The sequence below is a fragment of the Streptomyces macrosporus genome (genome assembly GCF_039533145.1).
Lineage (GTDB): Bacteria > Actinomycetota > Actinomycetes > Streptomycetales > Streptomycetaceae > Streptomyces > Streptomyces macrosporus.
This window is the reverse complement of sequence record NZ_BAAASZ010000023.1, coordinates 208,566-213,694: the sequence shown is the minus strand read 5'-3', so window position 1 is coordinate 213,694 and position 5,129 is coordinate 208,566. Positions and strand designations below refer to the sequence as shown.

Genomic DNA, 5,129 nt, shown 5'->3' with positions numbered 1-5,129 from the left:
GACCGGTGCCTGGCAGGAGGGCGACCCGCCGGGGAACCGGCGCTGGGCGGACCTGCCCGACACCCTCTCCCTGGAGGGCGGGGAGGTTCTTCCCGGGGTGCGCGTCGCCTACGAGACGTGGGGCCGCCTGGCGCCCGGCGGCGACAACGCGGTGCTGGTGCTGCACGCCCTCACCGGCGACAGCCACGCCGCCGGCCCGGCCGGACCGGGCCACCCGACCCCGGGGTGGTGGGAGGCGCTGATCGGTCCCGGGCGTCCGCTCGACACCGACCGGTTCTTCGTGGTCGTGCCGAACGTGCTCGGCGGCTGCCAGGGCACCACCGGTCCGGCCTCCCGCCATCCGGACGGGCGGCGCTGGGCGAGCCGGTTCCCGCGTCTGACGGTCCGGGACCAGGTGGCCGCGGAGGTCCGGCTCGCCGAGGTGCTGGGCATCGACCGCTGGGCGCTGGTGGTCGGCGGTTCGATGGGCGGGATGCGGGCCCTCGAATGGGCGGCGACCCACCCGGACCGGGTCGCCCGGCTGCTGCTGCTCGCCTGCCCGGCGGCCTCCGGCGCCGAGCAGATCGCCTGGGCCTCGGCCCAACTGCACGCCATCCGCGCCGACTCCGCGTGGCGGGGCGGCGAGTACCACGACGCCGGTCCGGGCGGCGGGCCGCACCGCGGGCTCGGCGTGGCCCGGCGGATCGCTCAGGTGACCTACCGCAGCGAGGCCGAGTTCCAGCAGCGGTTCGGGCGGCGTCCGCAGCCGGGCGAGGACCCGCGGCTCGGGGGGCGGTACGGCGTGGAGTCCTACCTCGACCACCACGCGGACAAGCTGGTCCGCCGTTTCGACGCGGGCAGCTACGTGGTGCTCACCGAGGCGATGAACGGGCACGACGTGGGACGGGGCCGGGGCGGGACGGCGGCCGCCCTGCGCCGGGTCACCGCGCCCACCCTGGTCGCCGGCGTCGACACCGACCGGCTCTACCCGCTGTGGCAGCAGGAGGAGTTGGCGGCGGGCATCCCCGGCGCCGACGCGGTGCGGACCATCGAGTCCCCGTACGGCCACGACGCCTTCCTGCTGGAGACCGGGCAGGTCGGCGCGCTGGTCCGGGAACTGCTCGGGGAGCCCGCCGGGCCTCCCCGGACCTCGGAATGACGGCCGGCCGCGGCTGCCCCACCCCGGGACGACACGGCGCGGACGCCCGTCCCCCCACGGCGGGCGTCCGCGCCGTCCGGGCCTCCGAGGACCGGTGCGGAGGGGGCGGCGACGCGGCGCGCCCCTCCGTCCCTCCCTACGCCGCCGGCGTGATCAGTCCGTAGTGGCCGTCGAGGCGGTGGTGGAGGAGGTTCCCGCGCCCGGTGACGGAATGGGTGAAGAACACGAACGGCAGGCCGGTGATCTCCAGGCGCCACATCGCCTGCGCCAACCCCATCCGGGGCGCCGGGACTCCGCTGACCTCCACCACGACCCCCGAGGGGCTGTCGGAGAACAGCAGTCCGGGCATGCTCCGTTCCGTCCGGGCCAGCCGGTAGCCGACCTCGCCGGCGCGGTAGACCACGCTGTCGACACCGGACTCGGCATCGGTGAACAGGTGGAAGTCGTGTCCCAGCGCCTCCATGTCCGCCACGGCCTCCACGGGGGTCCGGCGGGGAGGGCCGGAGGCCGTGCGGCGCACGATCCGGCGCTCCTCGACCGGCAGCCGGCGGCGCCGGCCCGGGTCACGGCCGCGGTGCGGGCGGCGCGCCGTGTCGCGGGCGTGGGCGAGGCGGCCCATCAGCCGGTCCTGGAGCAGGTCGATCGCCTCGGACATCGTGTCCGCGGCGGCCTGCGCCCGTACCAGGCGTCCGTCGACGTCCACGCTCACCTGGGCGACCGCCGGACGCGGCACGGTGGGGTCGGCGGCCTGACTCAACTTCACCCGGGTCTCCGAGAGCGGCTCGCGCACCGTGTCCAGGGCCGTCAACACCTTGGTCCTGGCGTACTCGGCCGCGCCCTCGGGCACGTCGCCCCCGACCTCCACCCGTACACCGGTCACGGGACGCTCCCGTGTCTGCTTCATGGTGTCCTCCCGCTGTGGTGACACCCTCCAGACTTCCCGCCCGGCGATCTCCGGGGGAGGGCCGAAGGTCCCGTGTGCGGGTTGCCTTCCGTACCTCTCGTCCGGCGCGGTCGGCCGTCCGGCGGTCGGGCCGGCCCTCAGGCTCCGTCCCGGAGCAGCCCCGAGACGACGCGGCCGAACAGCAGGCGGGCGGCCGGTGCCACGAGCGCGTCCGGCAGCCACGGCAGCGCGCCCACCCGCACCTCCTCGCGCCACACCACCAGCGCCCCGGCGCCCTGCCCGATCACCTCCACCTCGGCCCACCCCGCGATGGTGCTCCCCCGCTTCTCCATGCGGCACCGTCCGGGACGGTCCCAGGCGGGCGGCTCCCAGCGGACGACCTCCATCGGATCGTCGAACCCGACGCGTCCCGCGCCCGTGCGCGCCGTGAAGCGCGTGCCCACCCGCGTCGGCGGCGGGGTGTCGACCGCGATCGTCGTGAACGGCACGTGGCGCGCGTGGTGTTCCCACGTGGTCAGGCGGCGCCACGCCTCCTCGGCGGACAGCGGTGTCCGACGCCGGATCAGGATGCGGGCCATGACGCGACCGTAGAGGGCCCGCTCCGCACGGCCGTGCCGACCCGCCGGGACGTTCGGCGGATCGGCACGGGGTCGGCCCCGTCCGTGGCTCCTCCCGTCGTCCCGGCCTCCTCCGGCCGGGCCGTCCGGTGGGGGCGGAGGCGGTGACCCGATACGCTGGAGAGCGCTCTCAGGGGGAGGGCGGGGGGAGGGTGGTGTCCGTGCGCGAGGTCCGTCCGATGCTGACGGCGGCGGGTGTGCCCGTCGACCGGGTCGTGCGCTGCGAGTCGCTGTCCGGCGGGACGTACAACACGCTCCACCGGATCGCGCTGTCGGACGGCACGGAGCTGGTGCTGAAGGTCCCACCGCCGGCCACGGACCGGTGTCTGCGGTACGAGCGGGGCATCCTGCGCGGCGAGGAGGTCTTCCACCGGAGGGCCGCGGAGGCGGGCGTGCCGGTCCCCCGCGTACTGCACGCGGACCACGACGGCACCGCCGGGGCCGGCCCGTTCCTGCTGATGTCCGCGTGCGCCGGCGTCCCCTGGCACGCGGTGGCGGCGGACCTGGAGGCCGGTGAACGGGCCCGACTGCGCGGGGAGTTGGGCCGTCTGGTGGCACGTCTGCACACGGTCGTCGGACCGGCCTTCGGATACCCCGCCGAGTCGGTGGCGCCCCTCTCCCCCGCCTGGCGTCCCGCCTTCACCGCCATGGTGGACGCCGTGCTCGACGACGCCGACCGGTACGCCGCCCGGCTGCCGCGCCCGGTAGACCGGATACGGCGGCTGCTCCACGCGGCGTCCCCGGCGCTGGAGGAGGTGACCGAGCCCGTCCTGGTCCACTTCGACCTCTGGGAGGGGAACGTCCTGCTGACCGGCGCGCCGGGCGCCCGCACGATCGGCGGCGTCGTCGACGGCGAGCGGATGTTCTGGGGCGACCCGCTGGCGGACTTCGCCTCGCTCGCCCTGCTGGGCGACATCGAGGACGACCCGGCGTTCCTGGCGGGGTACGCGTCCGGCGGGGGCCGCGCGGACTTCGACGCCACGGCCCGGACGCGGATGGCGCTGTACCGCGCCTACCTCTACCTGATCATGCTGGTGGAGGTCGAGCCGCGCCGCCACCCGGCCGAACAGCGCGCCTGGGTGCGGGACCACGTGGCACCCCATCTGGAGAAGGCCCTGGACGCGCTCGACGCCGCCTCGGCTCCCGACCGACGGCCCGGCGGATCTCCGCCCGGGGCAAGCCGTTCCGGGTGATCCGGCCCGCGACGGACGGAGTCGGAGAGGGACCGGCGGATCGCGGCTCGGCACGTTCGCTCCACCGGGGCGGCGCGGGGCCCCCTTCCGCCCGTACGGCCCGTACGACCGGCGGGAGAACCTGCCTGTGTTCTCGCCGCCGGCGGGGCGGCCGTGACGTCGTACGCCTCGCTCCCGGCCCCCTGGCGATCGATCGCCCCGGAGCCGTCCGCCGGCCGGCCCCGAACCGGGCCGGCGGACGTTCGCGGGGCGCGGCCCAGGCCGTGGCCCGTCCCACGCGGGAACTCTCGGAGTCCACCGGCTCCCGACCGTGGTGCCGCCGTCGGCGGGAGCCGCCCTGATCGTCCTCTTCCCCGTGGTGTCCCGCAGCCCGAACGGCCGCGCGGCCGGGCTCACTTGGCCAGGAAGGCCAGCAGCGCGTCGGTCACCTCCCGGGCGTGGGTCCACAGCAGGCCGTGCGGCGCGCCCTCGATCTCGACGTACTCGGCCTCGGGGAGCATCCGGTGGAAGAGGCGGCCGGTGGAGTCGATGGGGAGGATGCGGTCGGCGGTGCCCTGGAGGATGAGCGTCGGCACGTCGATCCGGGGGACGTCGGCGCGGAAGTCGGTGATCCAGGTGGACACGCAGGCGATGGAGGCGTGGAAGGAGGCGCCGGCCGCCGTGTTCCAGTTCGCGCGGAGGACCTCCTCGCTGACGAGGGTGCCGAGGTTCTCGTCGGTGTTGTAGAAGTTCGCGTAGAAGTCGGTGAAGTAGGCGTACCGGTCCTTGGCCGCGGCGACGACGATGTCCTCGAAGACGCCGGCGTCGACACCGGTGGGGTTGTCGTCGGTCTTGAGCAGGAAGGGTTCCAGGGGGGCCAGGAAGGCGGCCTTGGCGACCCGCTCGGACCCGTGGGTGCCCAGGTAGCGGCCGACTTCGCCGGTGCCCATGGAGAAGCCGACGAGCGCCGCGTCCCGCAGGTCGAGCGTGGTCATCAGGGTGTTGAAGTCGGCGGTGAAGGTGTCGTAGTCGTAGCCGGTCGTGGGTTGGCTGGAGCGGCCGAAGCCGCGGCGGTCGTAGGCGACGACGCGGTACCCGGCGTCCAGCAGGGCGGGGATCTGCTTCTCCCAGGAGTGGCAGTCCAGCGGATAGCCGTGGACGAGGACGACGGGCCGGCCCGAGCCGTGGTCCTCGTAGTACAGGTCGATGTCGGTGCCGTTCTCCCGGCCGACGGTGATGAAGGCCATCTGTGGTTCCCTTCGGTTCGCGAGGTGGCGGCCGTCCGCCGGCGGCCCGGA

The 5,129-nt window shown here is 75.3% G+C and carries 5 protein-coding genes; 2 read left to right on the top strand and 3 right to left on the bottom strand.

What is annotated here, in order from left to right; translation table 11 throughout:
- Positions 1–1,138: homoserine O-acetyltransferase MetX (gene metX / locus ABD335_RS16470; protein ID WP_344323517.1), on the top strand; the 1,138-nt coding region annotated here is incomplete at its 5' end.
- 136 nt (positions 1,139–1,274) lie between these two features.
- Here the strand turns inward: metX and ABD335_RS16465 are convergent.
- Positions 1,275–2,042, bottom strand: coding sequence for a ribosome hibernation promotion factor (locus tag ABD335_RS16465; protein ID WP_344323515.1), 768 nt, complete (start codon positions 2,040–2,042; stop codon positions 1,275–1,277).
- 137 nt (positions 2,043–2,179) lie between these two features.
- The gene (locus ABD335_RS16460) at positions 2,180–2,620 is read right to left on the bottom strand and encodes an SRPBCC family protein (RefSeq protein WP_344323513.1); all 441 of its coding nucleotides are present in this window, start codon (positions 2,618–2,620) and stop codon (positions 2,180–2,182) included.
- A gap of 200 nt (positions 2,621–2,820) precedes the next feature.
- On the opposite strand from ABD335_RS16460, the gene ABD335_RS16455 reads away from it, so the two are divergent.
- Positions 2,821–3,852: a phosphotransferase family protein gene (locus tag ABD335_RS16455; RefSeq protein WP_344323511.1), complete on the top strand. Its 1,032-nt coding sequence runs from the start codon at positions 2,821–2,823 to the stop codon at positions 3,850–3,852.
- Between the two features lie 392 nt (positions 3,853–4,244).
- Here the strand turns inward: ABD335_RS16455 and ABD335_RS16450 are convergent, their stop codons facing one another.
- Entirely contained in the window at positions 4,245–5,078 is an 834-nt protein-coding gene (locus ABD335_RS16450; RefSeq protein ID WP_344323509.1) for an alpha/beta fold hydrolase, read from the bottom strand.
- Between the last annotated feature and the right edge of the window lie 51 nt (positions 5,079–5,129).